The 18,716-nt window shown below is 35.2% G+C and carries 20 protein-coding genes; 4 read left to right on the top strand and 16 right to left on the bottom strand.

Annotated elements, in window-relative coordinates:
- Positions 1-15: 15 nt before the first annotated feature.
- Both IP358_RS05750 and serA read left to right on the top strand, forming a co-directional pair.
- Positions 16-495: a hypothetical protein gene (locus tag IP358_RS05750; protein ID WP_006802635.1), complete on the top strand. Its 480-nt coding sequence runs from the start codon at positions 16-18 to the stop codon at positions 493-495.
- An 11-nt stretch (positions 496-506) separates the two neighbouring features.
- Complete coding sequence (gene serA / locus IP358_RS05745; protein ID WP_006802634.1) at positions 507-2,090, top strand: phosphoglycerate dehydrogenase; 1,584 nt, start codon at positions 507-509, stop codon at positions 2,088-2,090.
- On the opposite strand, the gene IP358_RS05740 is transcribed toward serA, so the two are convergent.
- Both IP358_RS05740 and dnaJ read right to left on the bottom strand, forming a co-directional pair.
- A complete protein-coding gene (locus IP358_RS05740) occupies positions 2,085-2,639 on the bottom strand; it encodes a methylated-DNA--[protein]-cysteine S-methyltransferase (RefSeq protein ID WP_006802633.1) in 555 nt (184 codons plus the stop codon). The two genes, serA and IP358_RS05740, sit on opposite strands and share 6 nt — an antisense overlap.
- The gene (gene dnaJ, locus IP358_RS05735) at positions 2,639-3,754 is read right to left on the bottom strand and encodes a molecular chaperone DnaJ (RefSeq protein ID WP_006802632.1); all 1,116 of its coding nucleotides are present in this window, start codon (positions 3,752-3,754) and stop codon (positions 2,639-2,641) included. Before dnaJ ends, IP358_RS05740 begins: the two co-directional genes overlap by 1 nt.
- A 169-nt stretch (positions 3,755-3,923) precedes the next feature.
- Between dnaJ and recR the strand changes: the two genes are divergently transcribed.
- Both recR and IP358_RS05725 read left to right on the top strand, forming a co-directional pair.
- Positions 3,924-4,496, top strand: a complete 573-nt coding sequence (gene recR / locus IP358_RS05730) for a recombination mediator RecR (protein WP_006802631.1) — start codon at positions 3,924-3,926, stop codon at positions 4,494-4,496.
- 9 nt (positions 4,497-4,505) lie between these two features.
- The gene (locus IP358_RS05725) at positions 4,506-5,732 is read left to right on the top strand and encodes a potassium/proton antiporter (RefSeq protein WP_040498535.1); all 1,227 of its coding nucleotides are present in this window, start codon (positions 4,506-4,508) and stop codon (positions 5,730-5,732) included.
- Here IP358_RS05725 and IP358_RS05720 read toward each other — a convergent pair.
- The 14 genes from IP358_RS05720 to IP358_RS05655 form a co-directional block, all read right to left on the bottom strand.
- Entirely contained in the window at positions 5,729-6,601 is an 873-nt protein-coding gene (locus tag IP358_RS05720) for an RluA family pseudouridine synthase (protein ID WP_006802629.1), read from the bottom strand. The genes IP358_RS05725 and IP358_RS05720 overlap by 4 nt on opposite strands.
- The gene (waaA, locus tag IP358_RS05715; RefSeq protein ID WP_006802628.1) at positions 6,601-7,827 is read right to left on the bottom strand and encodes a lipid IV(A) 3-deoxy-D-manno-octulosonic acid transferase; all 1,227 of its coding nucleotides are present in this window, start codon (positions 7,825-7,827) and stop codon (positions 6,601-6,603) included. Before waaA ends, IP358_RS05720 begins: the two co-directional genes overlap by 1 nt.
- A 3-nt stretch (positions 7,828-7,830) precedes the next feature.
- Positions 7,831-8,541: a zinc ribbon domain-containing protein gene (locus IP358_RS05710; protein ID WP_040498534.1), complete on the bottom strand. Its 711-nt coding sequence runs from the start codon at positions 8,539-8,541 to the stop codon at positions 7,831-7,833.
- Positions 8,542-8,565: 24 nt separating this feature from the next.
- A complete protein-coding gene (locus IP358_RS05705) occupies positions 8,566-9,285 on the bottom strand; it encodes a Nif3-like dinuclear metal center hexameric protein (protein WP_040498532.1) in 720 nt (239 codons plus the stop codon).
- A complete protein-coding gene (gene glyQ, locus IP358_RS05700) occupies positions 9,285-10,163 on the bottom strand; it encodes a glycine--tRNA ligase subunit alpha (protein WP_006802626.1) in 879 nt (292 codons plus the stop codon). Before glyQ ends, IP358_RS05705 begins: the two co-directional genes overlap by 1 nt.
- A gap of 9 nt (positions 10,164-10,172) precedes the next feature.
- The gene (thrC, locus tag IP358_RS05695) at positions 10,173-11,639 is read right to left on the bottom strand and encodes a threonine synthase (RefSeq protein WP_006802625.1); all 1,467 of its coding nucleotides are present in this window, start codon (positions 11,637-11,639) and stop codon (positions 10,173-10,175) included.
- Positions 11,640-11,708: 69 nt separating this feature from the next.
- Positions 11,709-12,443 carry a flagellar basal body L-ring protein FlgH gene (gene flgH / locus IP358_RS05690; RefSeq protein WP_083781385.1) on the bottom strand — a complete coding sequence of 245 codons (735 nt, stop codon included), beginning with the start codon at positions 12,441-12,443 and terminating at the stop codon, positions 11,709-11,711.
- 93 nt (positions 12,444-12,536) lie between these two features.
- Positions 12,537-13,295, bottom strand: coding sequence for an SDR family oxidoreductase (locus IP358_RS05685; RefSeq protein WP_006802623.1), 759 nt, complete (start codon positions 13,293-13,295; stop codon positions 12,537-12,539).
- Positions 13,295-14,602, bottom strand: a complete 1,308-nt coding sequence (locus tag IP358_RS05680) for a tetratricopeptide repeat protein (RefSeq protein WP_006802622.1) — start codon at positions 14,600-14,602, stop codon at positions 13,295-13,297. The genes IP358_RS05685 and IP358_RS05680 overlap by 1 nt, the downstream gene beginning before the upstream one ends.
- Positions 14,586-14,954: a YkgJ family cysteine cluster protein gene (locus tag IP358_RS05675; protein WP_006802621.1), complete on the bottom strand. Its 369-nt coding sequence runs from the start codon at positions 14,952-14,954 to the stop codon at positions 14,586-14,588. Before IP358_RS05675 ends, IP358_RS05680 begins: the two co-directional genes overlap by 17 nt.
- Positions 14,948-15,673 carry a tRNA1(Val) (adenine(37)-N6)-methyltransferase gene (locus tag IP358_RS05670; protein ID WP_006802620.1) on the bottom strand — a complete coding sequence of 242 codons (726 nt, stop codon included), beginning with the start codon at positions 15,671-15,673 and terminating at the stop codon, positions 14,948-14,950. Before IP358_RS05670 ends, IP358_RS05675 begins: the two co-directional genes overlap by 7 nt.
- Positions 15,674-15,680: 7 nt before the next feature.
- Positions 15,681-16,187 carry a hypothetical protein gene (locus tag IP358_RS05665; RefSeq protein ID WP_006802619.1) on the bottom strand — a complete coding sequence of 169 codons (507 nt, stop codon included), beginning with the start codon at positions 16,185-16,187 and terminating at the stop codon, positions 15,681-15,683.
- Positions 16,154-16,714, bottom strand: coding sequence for an LPP20 family lipoprotein (locus tag IP358_RS05660; protein WP_040498531.1), 561 nt, complete (start codon positions 16,712-16,714; stop codon positions 16,154-16,156). The genes IP358_RS05665 and IP358_RS05660 overlap by 34 nt, the downstream gene beginning before the upstream one ends.
- A gap of 32 nt (positions 16,715-16,746) precedes the next feature.
- Positions 16,747-18,705 carry a motility associated factor glycosyltransferase family protein gene (locus IP358_RS05655; RefSeq protein WP_006802617.1) on the bottom strand — a complete coding sequence of 653 codons (1,959 nt, stop codon included), beginning with the start codon at positions 18,703-18,705 and terminating at the stop codon, positions 16,747-16,749.
- Positions 18,706-18,716 lie beyond the last annotated feature (11 nt).

Below are 18,716 nucleotides of genomic sequence, written 5' to 3'. Positions count from 1 at the left end.
AATTAAGGCTTAAATATGCAAATAAGATTGTTGATTGGCATTTTTTCAATCTTTACTTGCATATTGCTGTTTGTGCTAATTCGTAATTATATTGGTGCAATGAATATTTATGAGCTTCCAGAGATTAGCCCTTATGAGCTTGCAAAACCCAGTGATTTAGATCATATCGCTTTGCCAGATTGGCTAGATCGCCTATCTGGGCAAAATGAGAGAGAGTTTATTTACCCTGCTTCTGAATTGCAAGTTAAGCTTCTCTATGCAAATAATGCTAAAAATAATACAAAAGAAGTATTTAGGGTTTCTGTTGGTGTGATTAATGATTATCAGTTTTTTTGCATTAATCAAGTGTTTGGGGCGCATAATATTGAGTATTCTTACTATAAAATTGGTGAAAATATTTGGTTGGTTGTTGCCATTGAAGATGAAAATTATTTGCGTAGCGTTTTGGAGAAACTTAAACACTACGCAATTAATTACACTTTATCTAAAGCTTAACGGAGGAGTTTATGTCAAAATATACAATTATTGTTTGTGATCATATCCACAAGAGTGGTTTGGATTTATTAGAGAAAGATTCTGAAGTAACAATGCTAAATTTGGCAGATTTACCAAAAGATGCGTTAAAAAAGGAGTTGCATAAAGCAGATGTTGCAATTACTAGAAGCTCCACAGATGTGGATACTAGTTTTTTGGATTCTGCATCTAAATTGCGTGCTGTTGTGCGTGCTGGCGTTGGTGTGGATAATGTAGATATTGAAGGTTCTAGTAAAAAAGGTGTTGTTGTGATGAATGTGCCAACGGCAAATACCATTGCTGCTGTGGAGCTAACTTGCGCACATATCTTAAGTGCGATTCGTAATTTTCCAGATGCAAATGCACAGCTAAAAGTAGAAAGAAAATGGAAGCGCGAAGACTGGTATGGAACAGAACTTAAAGATAAGAAGCTAGGGATTATTGGATTTGGAAATATCGGAAGTCGTGTTGGAAAGCGTATGAAAGCTTTTGAAATGGAAGTTATTGCTTATGATCCTTATATAAATCCTGCTAAAGCTACTGATGTTGGCATTGCATATACAAGAAATTTTGATGAGATTTTAAGCTGTGATATTATTACAATCCACACGCCAAAAAATAAAGAAACTATTAATATGATTGATACGCCACAGATTGCGAAAATGAAAGATGGCGTGATTTTGATTAATTGTGCGCGTGGTGGATTATATAATGAAGATGCGTTGTATGCGGCGTTAGAATCTGGAAAGGTTAGATGGGCTGGGATTGATGTTTTTACAAAAGAGCCGGGAACTAGCAATAAACTTTTAGATTTAAAAAATATTTATGTTACACCTCATATTGGAGCCAATACATTGGAATCTCAAGAGAAGATTGCAATTCAAGCAGCGCAAGCAGCGCTTGAAGCAGCAAGAGGTTCAAGCTTCCCTAATGCACTAAATTTACCAATTAAAGAAAATGAGTTGCCAAATTTTATGAAGGCTTATTTGGAACTTGTGCAAAAAATGGCATTTTTTGCCATTCAAGTTAATAAAGATGAGGTGCGTTCTATTACTCTAGAAGCAGAAGGAGAGATTAAGAAATATCTTGCTTCGCTTTCTACTTTCGCTCTTGTTGGAATCTTAAATGCGACAGTTGGTGATAAGGTAAATTATGTCAATGCACCTTATGTAGCACAAGAGAGAGGGATTGAAGTAAAATTAGAAGGCAAAGAATCTCAAGGAATTTACAAAAATCAAATTAAACTAACACTCCTTACACAAGAAGGTAAATTTAGTGTAAGCGGAACAGTATTTAATGAAAATACGCCAAAAATTGTTAATATTAATAATTTTGCTCTTGATATTGAACCAAAGGGCAAAATGATTCTTTTTAGAAATGATGATACTCCCGGTGTTATTGGATTTGTAGGAACGACTTTGGCAAAGCATAATATTAATATTGCAGATTTTCGTTTAGGGCGTTATGGTAAGGAAGCATTAGCGTTAATTATTGTTGATGATGCAATCTCTCAAAGCGTGCTTGATGAGCTTGCCAGTCTAGAAGCGTGCATTTCTATTAAATACGCTATTTTATAATTTCCTCAAGCCCTTTTTGGGCGTGTATCCTTCTAGCTTTAGTAATTCTATTTTCTTTTGGATTCCACTTGCATAGCCATTGATTGAACCATTAGCGTTAATCACTCTGTGGCAAGGAATAAAAATCGCAATGGGATTGTTGTGATTTGCACCGCCTATGGCGCGTGCTGAGTTTGGTTTATTTAATCTTTTTGCAACTTCCCCATAACTTAAGATTTCCCCATAGGGAATGGTGCGTAAAATCTCCCAAACACTTTTTTGAAATGCTGTTCCCTTTGGATTAAGTGGCAAGGTAAAAACTTTGCGTTTTTGGGCGAAATATTCTTCAATCTGTGAAAAAGCGGTAAGTGTTAAAGAGCTTTGCTTGCAGGATTCTTTGGCTAAATTGGATTGCAAAAAAGCACTTTTCTTAAATTGGGTTTTGATAGAGAAATTTTTATTGTGGGGACTAAGTGTAAAATCTAGAAAGCGTACTTCTAAAATTGCCTTCCCATCATCAACTACTAGAATCTCCCCTAAGGGGGAATTTTGGATTCCAGTATATTGCATTATTTAAACCAGTTTTTGATTTTATCCATTAAGCCTTCATGGCAGGAGATTGGCTTAGAATATTCATAGCCAAAAGATTCGTGAAGTTGTGTAAGGAGATTGCGTTGATTTTCATCTAATTTTTCCGGGTAAATGATATTAATAACGGCAATAAAATTACCTTTTTTCCCGCTATTGACACTTTTAACCCCTTCTCCATAGAATACAAATTGTTGTTTATCCTTAACTCCAATTGGGATTTTAAGTTCTAATTCTTTTGTGAGTGCTGGAATCTTAATATTACCTCCAAGCATAACAAGAGTAAAAAACACAGGCACTTCAAGGTAGATATCGTTGTGGTGGCGGATAAAATGCGCATCTTCTTTAGCAAAAATTTCTACATATAAATCTCCGCGTGTGCCATCTGGCATTTTATTTCCACGCCCTTGTACGCGAATTTGATTGTTACTATCTACACCTTCAGGGATTTTAACTTCAAACTTTTCTTTTTCTTGTTGAAATCCTTTTCCAGAACATTTGTCGCACTTTTCAGCTACCATCTGTCCACTTCCGTGGCATTTAGAGCAAGTTTGTGCAAAAGTCATAAAGCCTTGAGAGAAGGTTTCTCTACCGCTTCCCTTGCAGGCACTACAAGTGGTAACCTTACCATCTTTTGCACCGCTCCCTTTGCAGGCTAAACACGCATTTTTGTAAGTGATTTCAATTTCTTTTTTGCATCCAAAAACAGCTTCTTCAAAGCTAAGTTCAAGTTCTATTGCTAAATCGCGTGGATATTTTTCATTGCTTCTACGCCTTGAAGATCCACTAAATCCACTAAATCCACCGCCAAAAACAGAGTTGAAAATATCAAAAATGCTTCCTTCCATATCGTTAAAGCCAAAGCCACTAGATTCTAAGCCTTTTTTGCCATAAGTGTCGTAAATTTGGCGTTTTTCTTTATCGCTTAAAACTTGGTAAGCTTCATTGATTTTTTTAAACATTTCTTCAGCATTTTTATCATCAGGATTTCTATCAGGATGATATTTGAGTGCCATTTTACGATAAGCTTTTTTAACTTCATCTCCGCTTGCTGTACGCTCAACTTCTAAAACTTCATAGTAGTCAAACTCTTCCAAAACAACTCCTAAAATTGCAAAATAGAATTTTAAATTTTAGTGTAATAAAGTTTTATAAGTGGTTAAATTTTGTATTTTTGGAAAGTTTAATTTCATAAAAATATGATTTATGAATTCTTAAACCAAACTTATTTATAATTATTTTTCATTAAAATATGGTGGTAGGCCTATGAAATCTTATCCTGAGAGTTTTGCAAAACTTGTAGAATCACTAGAGAGAATTCCAAGTGTTGGGAGAAAGTCTGCAATGCGTTTAGCATATTTTTTAGCATTTGAAGACAAGTTTAGTGCATTGCAAGTTGCGCATAATATAGAATGCTGTGTCCAAGAATTACGCACTTGCGAGGAATGTGGAGGGATCACAAATCAAGCGGTTTGTGAGATTTGTTTAGATGCTACACGCAATAATGGAGAGCTTTGCATTGTTGCAAATCCTAGAGAGATTTTTTTGTTAGAAGAAAGTGGAGAGTTTTTTGGTAAATATTTCGTGCTAGATAGCCTTGATAAGCTTAATTTGGAACAATTAGAACGGAGTGTTACAAAATTTGGTATCACAGAAATTATTTTTGCCTTCAGTCCATCGCTTGGAAGCGATAGTATAATGCTGTATTTGGAGGATAAATTGGAGAATTTTGGATTGCGTTTTACCAAAATTGCGCAAGGTATTCCAACGGGAGTTAGTTTGGAGAATGTTGATCAACTTTCTATTATCCGAGCTTTGCAATCGCGCGTGAAGATTTAAAGGATGAGTATGCTAGAAATTATTAATAATTTAAATGTGTATATTGTTGTTATTGGTGTGATTTTGTTTGCTAGCGTGTATGCAAGTAAGATTTCAGAAAAAATTGGATTACCCTTATTATTAATTTTTCTTATTTTAGGAATGCTTTTAGGGAGCGATGGAATTGTTGGGATTAACTTTGATAATACACTTTTAGCACAAGCCGTTGGCTCTATCGCATTGATTTTTATCTTGTATAGTGGTGGGCTTGATACATATTGGGATCAGATTAAACCTGTAGTTGTTAGTGGTGTTATGTTGGCTACACTTGGTGTTTTGATGACTGCTATTATTCTTGCTTTGTTTTTTTATCTAATGTGGGATGTAACATTTTTAGAGGCATTATTGCTTGGCTCTATTGTATCATCCACTGATGCAGCAGCTGTTTTTATGGTGCTTCGTTCTCAAAAAATACAATTAAAAAATAATATTAAACCACTTTTGGAATTGGAATCTGGAAGCAACGATCCTATGGCGATATTTTTAACCATTACAGTGTTGCAGCTTATCGTAATGCAGGGAAACTCAAATATATGGGAATGGCTTGTGCAATTTGTAGGGCAGTTTGCTATTGGCGGTGCGCTTGGGCTTTTGTGTGGGTATGTGTTTCCAAAGATTTGTGCAAAAGTTAATATTTCACAACCAGGTCTTTATCCCCTTATTAGTGTTGCTTGGTTGTTTATGGTATTTGGATTATCTGCCTTGCTTGGTGGTAATGGATATTTAAGTATTTATATTGCTGGGATTATGACGAATCGTTTTGCTTTTCCTTATAAATCGCATATTATTGCATTTCACGATGCTGTTGCGTGGATGATGCAAATTGTAGTATTTTTAGTGCTTGGATTGCTTGTATTTCCATCACAACTTCCAGATGTTGCCTTGCAGGCATTAGCATTGGTGTTTGTGCTAATGTTTGTTGCGCGCCCTTTGGGTGTCTTTATCTCACTTGCAAAGAGTCGTTATGATAATAGAGAAAAAGTCTTTATCTCTTGGGTTGGTTTGCGTGGAGCCGTGCCTATTATTTTAGCGACTTACCCTTTTGTGTATCATTTAGAGCAGGCTCAACTTATCTTTAATGTAGTGTTTTTTATGGTGTTTATTTCTGTGTTGGTGCAAGGAATGAGTTTGGGATTTGCAGCGCGCACTTTAGGGATTACAGAAGATGAAAATGCGGAATCCAAAAAGGATTCTTAGAGATTATCTTTAAAGATAAATTCTTTTGGTTCATTAGAAGTGAAGTTATAGCCTAATAAAGCGATATGGCGTGCGTGGAGCAAAATGCGATTTGCAGGTTTTGCTCCATAGAGAGTGTCGCCAATAATTGGGTGCTTAATATGAGCTAGATGGGCGCGGATTTGATGGGTTTTGCCTGTTTTTATTTCTATGTCTAATTTTGTTTTTTTGCCGAAAATTTCAAGGGGAGTTATATGTGTGATTGCCTTTTGCCCTTCATTTGTTTTGCTAATACTTACCTTTGCGCTTTTGCCTTTTTTAATAATTAGAGGAGCTGTGATTTCGCATTCTTCATCCAAGATTCCTTCTACAATAGCGGTGTATTGCTTTAGGACTTGGAGCTGTTTAAAAGCTTCTTTTGCTTTAAGATGAAATGAGCTATTTTCTTTTACAAGTAATAAGATTCCGCTTGTTTCTTTATCAAGGCGGTGTAAAAGTGTCCATTGTGGATAGCTTTTAACAATTTCTTCACTCGTTAAAAAAGCGGGTTTTTCAAGAGCTAAGATGTTTTCATTGCAAAAAATCTCTTTAATTGTTTGGATTTGTTGAATGTTAAAGCGTGTGTTTGGAGCAAGAAGTCCTCGTGCAATTAAGATCTTTTTGCCCTTAACATTTACTAAGCCTCTGTCAATTAGGGCTTTGGCTTCGTTATTGGAAATATTTTCTTGCAAAGCTAGAAGTTTATAGGCTTTTTGCGCATTTTTAGGAAGTTTTGGTGGGGTTTGTGGTGCAAAGTTGCTTTTTGGTGGTTTATTTTTTAAGGGCTTTTTGGAAAAGTTGGAATCTTTTTTTTGATTTTTTAGTGTTTTTTTGAATTTGTTGGGTTTCATTAGGAATCCTTTAGTGTTTGAATAATTTTTGTAAGGTTTAGTTTTTGTGTAATGCAAGAGTTTTCTAATGGGGTTTTTAAAATTTCAGCAAGCGATTCTATCTCGCAAATGGCACAATTTTTGATACTTACAAAGAGTGCTTGTTGATTGAAAATATAAGGACCACTGATTAATTTTGTATGAAAATAGGCTGGTTCAATAGGATTGTGTCCGCCGATGCCTTGCAAGAAGCTTCCGCCTAAAATCACAAGATCTGCTATTGCATAGATATTGTTAAGCTCCCCCAAAGAATCTAGCAAAATAAAGGGCGCATCAAGCGCGTTTTGTATGCCTTTTGTTGAAGTTTTGATTAAAGGTGGAAGATGATTTTCCTTTAAAATTACATTTAGTGTTTGTTCGACTTCTAAAAAGCGTTCTGGGTGGCGTGGAGCAAAGAGAAAATGTGGCGTGTTATGTGAGATTTGTGAAGTTGGAATCGGATTTTTAAAAAAGGATTCCAAAATGCTTTGCAAAATTAACACTTCTTCGCTTTTATTGTTTTTGCAATGCGTGCTTGCAATTACCCATAAAGGGGCATTTGGAGCAGTGTAATGTATGCTAACTTGCGGAATTTCAGCAAGCTTAAGATTGCCAAAAATTTCTACATTTTTAGCCCCCAAAGATTCTAAGCGTTCTTTGTCAATTTGGCTTTGAGAAAATATTTTTTGGAGATAACTAAAGAGTTTTACATAAAAAAAGCGGAATCGCAAATAGCGTGGATAAGAGCGTGCAGAGATTCTGGCATTGATTAAGAGTGTTTTTGCGCGCTTTGAATGCACGCAAAAAAGTGGCATTAGCCAAAGCTCTGCTTCTGTTAAGGTTAGTGTGAGAATGTCCTTGCCTTTTAGCCAAAAGGGGATAAAACTCTCAAAAGGCAAATAGGCAATTAAGCACTTTGGATAGAGTGTTTTAGCAAGTGTGAAGCCTGTTTGTGTGGTGGTGGTGAGCAGGATTTGTGTTGAGTTTTCAAGATTGTTTTCTAGTGTGTCAATAATGCTTTGAAGGGATTTGACTTCACCAAAAGAGCAAGCGTGAATCCAATGGTATTTTCCATTTGGCAAGGGAGTTGGGGTAAAAAAACGCTTTTTTATGGAATTTTTGTATTTTCGTTTAAAACTTAAAAGAAAAAGAAGTGGTAAAGCGCAAAAATGCGCTATACAAATTAAGAGATAGTAGCCATAAACCATACATTAATGTTCATCTTGATTGTAGAGAATTCTACCACAATGTGGGCAAGTGGTAATATCATCAGACCGAATAACATCAGAGTAAATTTTGTCATTTAAGCGAATAAAACAACCTCCACAAGCTTGGCGTGTTACTGGCACAACACTTGTGTTTTTAGCCCACTTACGGATTTTTTCATAAAAAGAGATGATTTTTTGATCCATCTTGCTAACTAAAACTTCTTTTTGCTTAAAGATTTCTTTTTGTTCATCTTTAACTTTTTGCACTTCTACTTCCACTTTTTGTGCAACTTCTTTTTTATTTTCCTGTAGTGTTTTAATATTATTTTCCAGCCCTTTTAAAGCTTCTTTTTTGCTTTCTAGAATTCCATTTAGGCGCGCAATTTCTTCATTAGCAAAAGTGATTTGTTCTTTTGCTAATTCTTCTTCTAGGCTCAAAGCTTTGCTCTCTTTTTCAGTTTTAATAAGTTTTGTTTTATTGGCAATTTCTTCAAGTTTTAGCGATAAATCTTCTAAGTGATTTTCATTTTTTTGGATAGAGAGAGAAATATCACTAGAAGCTGTATTAAGTTCTTCGGCTTGATTGTTTAGCTTAGTTTCTTCTTCTTCTATCGCGCTTAATTCTTTTTTTGCTTCTTTGATGCGTGGCTCAAAAGAATCAATTTCTTTATCCAAGTTTGCAATTTCTATAAGTTGGTTTAAATGCTTATTCATTAAATAGCTCCAAAGGTTTAAAATTTAGACAAAATTAAAGGGATTTTGTGAAGGTAAAATTATAGCTTTATAGCCATAATTTGTCAAAATTGGAGATAAAATTTCCCCAAAATAGCATTCTAACTCATAATGCCCACAATCAATAATATTTATTCCTAGTGCTTGTGCCTCCATTGCCTCGTGGTATTTCACATCGCCTGTAATTAGGCAATCTATTGTTCTAAGCTCTCTAATAAAACTCCCACCACTTCCTGTAACTAAAGCAACTCTTTGTGGTGTTTTAAGGTTGCCTTGTGTGTATTTAACAAAAGCGATTTTTAATTTTTCCTTGACACGCTCTATTAGTGATTCTATGGAATCTTCCCACAAAAAGCGCATAGCAAAATCTTCTTGTGTGTAAGTTTGGATTCCAAGTTTTTGAACAATAGATTTCCCAAAATGCGTTTTATCAAAATTTGTGTGCATTGCTATGAGTTGAATATTCTTTTTAATGGCAAGTTCTAAGAGTTTAGCGGGATAAGTGGCAAAATCCAATTGCTTAAGTTGGGAGAAAATTAAAGGATGATGTGTAATAAGAACAGAATGGGATTCCATTTTTTCTAGGATGTCTAAAGTTACTTCAAGGCTTAGGTAAATCTGAGAAAATCCTTTATTTAAAGCACCTAGAATCAAGCCGGAGTTATCCCACTTTTCTTGGAGTTCAAAGGGGCTAATGGAATCTAAAATTTCTAAAAGTCTTTGCATTATGCTTTAATTTTTTCTAAGCGTTCTTGACGCAAAGGCTCTTGCTCTTTGTAAAGCGTTGCGCAAGCCTTTGCAAGTTCGCGGATTTTTAAAATATAGTTTTGTCGTTCTGTTGCTGAAATCGCTTTTCTTGCATCAAGCACATTAAACAGATGGCTAGCAAGCATTGCACAATCATAAGCAGGTAGCGGCAATCCAGCTTCCAAGGCACGATTCCCTTCTTGTTGCATTTTGGCAAAAAACTCAAAAAGCATTGTGGTATCTGCCACTTCAAAATTGTATTTTGAAAACTCAAATTCACCTTCTAAATGAACATCTGCATAAGTATAATTTGGATTCCATTTAATATCAAAGACATTTTCTACACCCTGTAGATACATTGCAAGGCGTTCTGTTCCGTAGGTAATTTCCACAGCTACAGGCTCACAAGGGATTCCACCAACTTGTTGAAAATAAGTAAATTGTGTAACTTCCATTCCATCAAGCCATACTTCCCAGCCAAGTCCCCAAGCACCAAGTGTTGGGGATTCCCAGTTATCTTCAATAAAGCGCACATCGTGATTTTTTAGGCTTAAACCTAAATATTCTAGGCTTTTTAAATAAAGTTCTTGGATATTATTTGGGCTAGGTTTAATTAAAACTTGGAATTGATAATAGCTTCCTAAGCGGTTTGGATTTTCCCCATAGCGACCATCTGTTGGACGGCGTGAAGGGGCTACATAAGCTACACTCCAAGGTTTGGAATCTAAACTTCTAAGTAGTGTTGCTGGGTGAAATGTCCCAGCTCCTGCTGGAATATCATAGGGTTGTATGATAAGACAACCTTGTTTATGCCAGAATTCTTGCAATTTTAAGAGTAAATCAGAAAAATAAAGCATTGTAAGTCCTTATAACCATTGTAAAATATTTTCAAGTAATTCTTCTTTATTGATTACTTTATTATGGATTTCTTTTTGATTAAATAGGGAATCAATTTGCTTGGGAATTGGAATCTTATAATTTTGGGAAATTATTTCTAAGGCTTCTTTATCGCCTAAATTCCCTAAATCAAGTGCTTTTGCAAGAGTTGGGGCAAATTTTGTCCATTCTGCAGTAGAGCAAAGCACACATTTTGCGTGGGGATATTTAATTTGGATAGTTTCATAGGCTTTAATGCCACAAGCTGTGTGTGGATCTATAATATAACTTTGTTTGGCGTATTTTTTGATAGTTTCTAAACAGAAATTATCATCACAATTTGTTGCGCTAAAATAGCTTTGCACCCAAAGCAATTCTTCTTTATTTAATGAATATTTACCGTTTTGCTCTAAAGATTCCATAAATTCCCTTGTGCGGTAAGAGCTAAAAAGTGCAAAGAGCATTCGCTCAACATTGGAGCTTTTTAAAATATCCATTGCAGGAGAGTAAGTTTTCTTTAGTGTTTTATTGGAAATATCATAAATACCGGTGTTAATAAATTCTGTTAAGACATTATTCGCATTAGAAGCAATCCAAATGCGCTCAATTGGAAATCCCATAAGTTTAGCATAAAATGCACCAAGTGCATTGCCAAAATTCCCACTAGGCACGATAGTATGGACTTTTTCACCATTGATTTTATACACTTGTAAGCTTGCGTAAATGTGGTAAATAATCTGAAAAGCAATTCTTCCAAAATTTACGCTATTTGCCGCGCTAAGTGAAATGTTTTTAGATTTTAAAATAGCGTTAAATTGCACATCTTTTAGTAAGCTTTTTAACAAGCTTTGCGCATCATCAAAATCTCCATTGATTCCAAAAACAGCGATATTATCCGCATTAATTGTTGTCATTTGCAAGCGTTGTACATCACTTGTTCCGCCATTTGGATAGATGCAAACTACTTTAATATTGGGTTGATTGGCAAAACTTTGTAGAGTCGCAGGACCTGTATCGCCACTAGTTGCTACTAAAATTAAATAATTATGTGCGCTTTTATGTGTATGTAAAAATCCGCTAAATAGTGAACCAAAGGGTTGTAATGCCATATCTTTAAAGGCGCGTGTTGGACCGCAATAAAGCTTTTGGATATTTAAATAGGGGGTCATTAGATACATTGGTGCCGGAGAAGATTTATCATCAAAATTTTTATAAAGGCTCAAAGCTTCAAGCAAAAGTTCTTTTGGGATATTTAAGCCAAGTTTATTAAGTATAATACGCGCTAGTTCTTCATAGTTAAGTTTCGCAAATTCTTTAATTTCATCATTACTAAATTTTGGAAATTTTTCTAATGTGTATAATCCACCATAAGAGGCAGTTGGATTAAGAATGGCATTTTCAAAAGTAACACCTAAGTCTTCTCCGCCACGAGTGCCTGTAAAATATTGAGTTTGCACGCAAGTCCTTTGTCTTAAGAAGTTAAAAGAAACTTGCGTATTCTATCTTAATCTAGCCTAAATATGCCTTTAAAAAGGCCAAACTGATTCAAGAAGTTTTGTTCCCCAGCCTTTTTCTGTATTGCGCTTTAGCTCTCCTTGTGTATCATACATAATTTTTGCATCAGCAATAAAGCGTGATTCAATTGTGTTATCGCGTGCAATATCATTAGGACGCACAACACCGCTTAAATGGATTACTTGCTTTTCGCCATTGATTAAAACTTCACGACTTCCCTCAATGAAATAATTGCCATTTTGAAGCACTTTTATAATGCGTGCCGCAATTGTTGTGGTAAAAGCTTCTTGGCGATTTTGTGAGCCAGCCCCTTGAAAAGTGGAAGTATTTTGCCCTGTAGAGATTCCAAAGCCTGTAATGTTATTGAGTTGGTTTGTAATATTTCCTATTGTTTGGCTTGGACCCCCGAATGTAATTCCTGGACCTGTTAGTGTGGCATTTGAAGTTTCATTTAAATTTTTATTTGCCGTTGAAGTTGCTTGCGCGGTTTGATTGATAATTACGGTTACTAAATCATTTAATTGCATAGCACGGCGATCTGAAAAGAGTAAATTATCCCCCCTTCCAAAGATGCTTCCGGGATTTCCAAAATTATCTTCTTCTTCTTTTGGTGGCAATTCTTCAACATATGCTGGTGGCTTAAAAGAGATTTGTGGCTCTGTAGTAGCGCAAGCGGTGAAAAAAGTCGTTATTGTAAGAGTAAAAAACGCGATAAACAGCGCATTTAGGGATTTTGGATTTTCCATTTAAGATTCCTTTTGACACATCCTTGTGTAAATTTATAAAAGTTTTAAGCAAAGAGTATTCCAAAATGAAAAGCTTGCAATTTAAGAATGTAATTATTTTGTAAGAAAAGAATATTCCTTATGCACTGCTAACGTGCTGAAGCTTTGGCTAGTTGGCATCATCTCTAAGGTATTAATATTAATATGTTTAGGTAGGGTTGCCACCCAATAAACTGCTTCTGCAATATCTTGGGGTTGCAAGGCATTACTCCCTTCATAAAGTGCATTAGCGCGTTTTTTGTCACCTTTAAAACGCACAAGTGAAAACTCACTCTCTGCAAGCCCGGGTTGTATATCGCTCACTCTTACATTTGTGCCTGCTAAGTCTGCACGCAAACCTAGCGCAAACTGCTTAACAAAAGCCTTAGTTGCACCATAAACATTTCCACCCGGATAGGGATATTTCCCAGCAATTGAACCTAAGGTGATGATATGCCCGCTTTTACGCTCTACCATTTGAGGCAACACAAGATGTGTGAGATAGCTAAGAGCAGTGACATTAACACTAATCATTCTCTCCCAATCCTTAAAATCGCACATTTGTGCAGGCTCAATCCCTAAAGCAAGCCCCGCATTATTTACTAAAATATCAATGCTTTTAAAATCCTGCGGCAGCGCTTCTAAAGCCTGTTTTACAGCTTTTTTATCGCAAATATCACAGGGTAAAATTTCACAATAAGGAATCTCTTTTTGTAAGGATTGCAGTCTTTCTTTGCGTCTTGCAAGTGCGATAACTTTATGTCCATTCTCTCCAAATTTTTTTGCAATAGCACGCCCAAAACCACTAGATGCTCCTGTAACTAATACAATCATTAATTTTCCTTGCATTGTAAGATTTTTTCATAATGTGTTTTTATCTCTTCTTCTTTTTGAATCTGTGATTTTGGGATTTTTTCTATGGTGATTTTAGCATTTTCGCAATCTTTAAGTTTAAAATATCCCCAAGCAAGTGAGTCTAAATAATATGCGTTGTTGGGGTCTTTTTCTAGGGCTTTTTGCACATATTCTATGCCTTCTTCTATGCGTTTTTTGCTGTTAAAATCGTGGTCAATCATTAAATAACCTAGATAATTTAGATACAAAGGCTCATTTGTTTTTAGCGCAGCCTGTTTTAAATCTTTTTCTAGGGCTTGGAGAGAAGTTTTTGAGCGTGTTTTGGAGTTTTCATAAGAGAGCATTGCTTTATAGGCTAAAAAATTAATATCTTGCGTGTTTTGATAAATGATTTCTGCTTGTTTGATGCTTTTTGGATTGTCTTTTTGTAGGCGATAAATTTCAAAAAGAATAGCATCGCGTCCATCAACGCTAGGATGTTTTAGCAAAAAGGATTCTGCTAAATCTAGGCGTTTGCTTTTGGCATAAATCTCCAACACAAAGCGTGCATAATCTTGTAAATTTGTTTCTTCAAAGAGCATTGTGTAAATGCGCGCGGCGTCAAAATAGCGTTTAGATTCTAGGTAGATTGCTGCAAGTTTATCCCCGATAGGTTTTGTGATTTCTTGCGTTTTGATATGGGTTTCATAAAGGGATATGGCAGTTTTGGAATCTTTTAAAAATAAAAGATATGTGGCAGCAAGTTTGTCTAATAAAATGGGGTTTGGATTTAGATTATAAGCAAGGCGCAAGTATTTAGCGGCATTTTTGTAATCTTGGTGCAAAAAATATACAGATGAGATAAGCTCGTAACTCTCAGCGTTTTTGTGTTGTGCTAAAAGTAATTTTGCTTCTTTTAGAGCTAAATCAAATTGCTTAGTGTTGGTTAGGATTCCAATAAGAACACTACGCACCATTTCATCTTTTGGATATTGCTTTAAAAACGCATAGGCTTGCTTTTGTGCTTCTTGGAGATTGTTTTGAGCTACTAGGATTCCTAAGATTTCTTTAAGGTAGCTTGGACTTGGATTAACTTTATATGCGTTATTAAAGGCATCTTTTGCGCTCTCATAATCACCTAAATCTAGAGCCGCATAACCTTGCGCTATGAAAATATCTTCAAGATTTTCCACTTCTTTATAATTGTGATTTTCAAAAGTGATAAAATCTTGTTTAAAACAGCCTACAATCCCTATAAATAGAAAAACTGCACTTAAAAGAATAAAAGATTTATTTTTTAACCACACCGATACATTCCTTTTCTAATTCATTAAAATGTTCTTTATAGTAATCCCAAAAAGGAAAAGTAACACATTGTTTTGGGCGTTTAGGATAGATTTGACAGATTCCATCTTTAAAGAATATGCAAGAGTAAGTTTGATTATCTTGTGTGATATCCAATAAAGAATAGCGGTAGCCAACTTTTTTTACATAATTGTTACAAAAATTCTCAAAATCTAATCCCAAAAACTTTGCAATCTCTTCAATTTCTTTTGGGGAAACAAAGATATAGCCACTCTCTCCTGTGCAGCACTTCCCGCCACATTCTTCGCATTTGTTAGGATTAAAGTGGTATGGAAAATTAGAATGTTCTAACATTTAATGCTCCAAGTATTAGCGTGGCGATAGATTGTTTGCACTTCTTGTGTAAAATCGCTTCCTTGATGCGTAAAAAGCGGGGGCTTAACTTCGCACAAACTTTTTGAATTTTTCTTAGCGCGACATAATACCAAAGTTGCGCTTTTTTCTATCTTTGGATAAACAAAGCGCACACAAATGGGTGGAATCTTAAAATGTTCTAGAGTGCTAAAAAGGCTAAAAACCGCCTTTGCATCGTAGCAAAAAATAAACTCCCCTTGTGGCTTTAAAAGTGTATTGACTTTTTTTACTAAGTCAAAAAACGGAAGGTTCTGGGCATAACGCGCGCTAGAAATTTCGGAGTTTTTGGATTTTATCACGCCATCGTGATAAAAGGGCGGATTGCTTAAAATTGTATTAAAAGTTTGCATTTTGGATTCTAACTTTTTATCAAGTTTGGAATCTAAAAAATCAAATTCCAAAAAATCCGCGCAAATTAAATCCGCTTGAATTTGATTAACGCGTAAATTATGCGCGCAAAGTTCAGCCATTTTAGGATTTTTTTCAATCATCGTAAGCTGTAGTGGCAAATCCCTAGCACACAACATTCCTAAGATTCCACAGCCTGCGCCAATTTCTAATACTGCGTGGTGTTTTTTTAAAAAAGGCATTGCAAAATGATGCAAAAACAAAGTGTCGCTATTGTAGCAATATCCGTCTTTTGGTTGGTAAATTTGCATAAGAATCCTAGTTAATTTGTAGTGAAAAAATCGTTTTTTTCTGTAAGTTTTTAATCTCTAGGGCGATGGAATTTTGTGTGGAAGTGTAGTTTAACTCTAGCCCTTCTTTTGTGATTTTTTGCAAAAAGCCATTTTGGATTCTAACTTTATTTTCCCCATTAAAAATTTCTCTTCCTTTTAAAACTGCTTGGAAGTCTAATCCCCTAAAGGCATCATTTCCAAAAAAATTACGCATAACAGAATCTTTGGCATAGCATTTTGTGTTTAGGCAAATCTTATCTTTATAGCAATCCATTTTAAGTAGCACTGCTCCAGCGTTAAAAATCTCTAGGCTAGTGTGGTTTGTGAAAGTTTTAATAAAACCTAAATCATAGAATCTAAAATCTTTAGTGGAAAAAAAAAATGTTTTGGTTGTAGAATTTTGTAAAGCACTAGGTGCTTTGGCGCACCCAAATGCAAAAAGCACTACAAAAATAGCGCTTAAAACTGCTCGCCAGTTAATACGCGATACCATCTTTTTCCATCAAGTTTAAGTTCCATACTTACTTGGCAAAGACCATCTTTATAAACAGTTTCTACAATTTCAGCGTTACGAATTACTGCCAAAACTTTTGTTTTAACGGTTGAATTCTTTAGCATCATATCACGCACTGTATCTTGTGCATTTACGCGGATTCCATACATTTTTTCACCAATTTGGCGATAAGCATCTACGATTGCTGCACGCTTTGCAAGCGCTAGAGCTTGTGCTGGTGAAACTGTGGATTCTGGTGCTACACCCATACCAATGGCGCTAATTTCAATAATGCTTGATGGTGTGATAATTGGAGCATTTGGAATCACAATATCATCACCACCAACTTCTGTTCCTTGTAAGTTTGATGGAGTGTTTGAGTTTCTCCCATAAGATGTGCTTTGAAATCCTGCATTACCAACGGGACTTACAGAAGCACTGCTTGTTGTTGAATTTACTTGAGCTGCAAATAAACTACTTCCTAAAAGCATTCCTGCTAAAACTAACGAAATTGATGTTTTTGTCATTTCAATCCTTTTTGACATAAGATACTTGTGTTTTAAGCAATCAGTGTTCCACTTTTTGCAAAAAGTGTTTCGCGCAAAGATTCTAGCATTTTATCCATTGCTATAAGATAAAGTTCGCCACCCTTTTCCCAAAGGTTTTGCATATTGTTATGCGGAATATGCAAGGCGCAAAAGGCAAGAGCGTATAAAAAGTGGCTTAGAGTTCCGCCAAAAAGTATGCTAATAAAAGGGTTATTAAGTGTTTCTTTTGCCATTACGCCATAAGCTTTATCTAGGGCTGTAAATAAGTTTTGTTTGGAAGTAACTTGAATCTTAAAAATATCGTGCATTTTGTTTTTAAAAGCAAGAATTTCAAAAATGTATTTTTGCGTTTCTTTTGTGTAGAAACTTTCTTTTTTGGGATCTTTAAAAAGGGATTTGATTTGTTTTAGGGCAGTTTTTTTGTCAATGGTTTTTAATTCAAATTCTTCGTGATGGGTAGGGAGCGCTCCATTAATCCTTGCTCCATCACTTAAATTTAAAATATGAAAAGGTTTTAAAGCTCTAAATGCCTCTTCTAAGGCTGCCTTTGAGAGCGAAAATAGCGCGTCTGAATAAATATCATCGCTAAAGTTTCCGCTAACAAGATAAGCGTCTTTTGGGATTTCTTTTTCTTCTTCTCCATAATAAGAGTTTTGAGCGTGCTTGCTAGAACCTTTTTTATAGCCACAATCTAATCCGCATAAAATCACATCACTGCCTAAATAACTTGCTAACGCTGCTCCAGCATTACCCACAAGAGGTGCAGTAAATTGCACTTTAAAGCTTGGCGCGTTTAAATTTGCCGCACTGCTTCCATCTCGTTCAAACAAATAAAGCTCTTTGGCAACTTTTTTTGCGTTTTCATCAAGCACACTTGCAGCAATTAAAGGAATATCATCTAATGGGGCAGATTTTAAAACTTCAGCTAGATAATTGTGACGTTCAATTTCAATTTGAAAATCTGGCTTGATTCCATAGTTTAACAAAGGTTTAAGCGCGGTTCCGCAACTAAAAATAATCATTTTGTTTTTATTTTCCTTAATAAAAGGAAGCAAAAAATCAAGACTTGGTCCATTTGCAACCACGCAAATTGGAGCATTAACTCTCTTTGGCTTGGTAAGTATTTTTTTAATAGGAAAGGCAAGTTTATTAGTAATCCCGCGCATTTCATCTTCAAAAGTTCCCCAACCACGCATTGTTTGAGAATGCACTTCAAAAACAATATCACGCGCATTTTGTGTTATGGGTGTTTGGTAAAACATTAATTCAAATCTTACCAAAGAAGTGCTTATTTTGCGCGTTAAAAAAAAGTTTTGGATATATTCTTTTTTCATTATGCTTTCTAAAAAAATATAGCCAGCTTGATTTTGCGTTTTACTAAAAAGCAAGGAAAAATCCACAAAAAAACAAGCGATTCTAAATAAATCTAAAGATTCTTCAAAAATGAAAAAATTATGGATTGTTGCATAATTTTCAATTAAAATTTGCAAAAAGATTCCGCCACCTAAGCCAAAAAGATTTAAGCTTGGCAGAAAATCACTAGGTAGGTGATAGTCAGCAATGCTACTATTTTCAAGCATATAGTTTAAAATTCCATTTACTAGTATTTGACTATAGGGAAATGTATCATCCACAAAAGAAGGTTTATCTCCAAAAATGCGATTCCATTTTTCATTGATTGGAGGATTATAAGCGCAATATTTGTGTGTTTCTAGCATTGAGGATTTGCCATCAGTCATCGCATACATAAAGGTGTTTTGTTTGAAATTTAAAATATTAACGCCTTCTTGTCCAATATAGAGTTGATATTCTTTAGCTGGAGTTTGCAACGCTTCAAAAAGATTAGTATAGTTTGCTGTTTTAAAAAAATTTAGATTGTTTTGAAAACGCGCATTGCAAAAAGCTTCTATCTCTTGTGGGGAGCTGTTTTGTAATGTTTCTATGATACTTTGTTTGGGGGGTGTGTGCATTTTTGTCCTTC

This window comes from Helicobacter winghamensis ATCC BAA-430 (assembly GCF_028751035.1).
GTDB lineage: Bacteria > Campylobacterota > Campylobacteria > Campylobacterales > Helicobacteraceae > Helicobacter_D > Helicobacter_D winghamensis.
This window is presented reverse-complemented; position numbering and strand designations above follow the sequence as displayed.